Here is a 636-nt window from a genome sequence, read left to right as displayed (position 1 = left end):
CTTTTCATCGAAACTAACGCGTCGCCGACATCGCTGAGTGCTGCGACGGAAATGCCACGTGCGAGCCCTGCGGAAAACAGGGCGCAGGAGGCGCTTGATCGCTATAACGAAGCAATGAAGCTGCTGAGGTCTGGGGATTGGGCAGGCTTCGGCACGCAGATCGACGCGATGCGCGGTCTTTTGGAGAAAATGAGCCGGGAATCGGCCGGACACTGACCAACGCTGGCTAATTGCCATTCGACAAAGAGAAATTCTCTCGTGATCTCAAATGCCCAAAAGGCTGAGAACCAATGCAGCAGAACCCCGGTGTGGTTACAGGGCGGTCGGCAGGGGCTCAATGCCGTTTTCCTACTGCCAGAATCTGTCACTGATGAGCGTTAGGCTTCCTTTCAGTGGACCAATCACTGAAAGGAAAGACTATGAACACCCAAAGCAACGGCAAAGCGCCGCAAATCGCCCAGACCTATGTCGAGGCCATTGCCAGCAAGAACGTAGATACAATTATTTCCGTCTCGGCGGATGACGTTGTTTGCAATTCGCCACTCGGGCGGATTACCGGAATCCAGAAGTTTCGCGAGTTTCAGGAAGGGTTTTCTCGCATGATCAAGAAGGTCACCATTCTCGCCACCTACGGCG

General features: G+C 54.1%; 2 protein-coding genes. Both read left to right on the top strand.

What is annotated here, in order from left to right:
- Positions 1-216 (top strand): hypothetical protein (locus tag AC1DS5_RS25180; RefSeq protein WP_477720975.1); only part of this gene is annotated, 216 nt, incomplete at its 5' end.
- A 203-nt stretch (positions 217-419) separates the two neighbouring features.
- Positions 420-636, top strand: a 217-nt coding sequence (locus AC1DS5_RS25175) for a Cif family virulence factor (protein WP_477720974.1), incomplete at its 3' end; no start/stop codon positions are given.

The organism is Polaromonas sp. P4_H1, from assembly GCF_056400945.1.
Note: the sequence above shows the minus strand (reverse complement) of the source record. Positions and strands in the feature narration are given on the sequence as shown.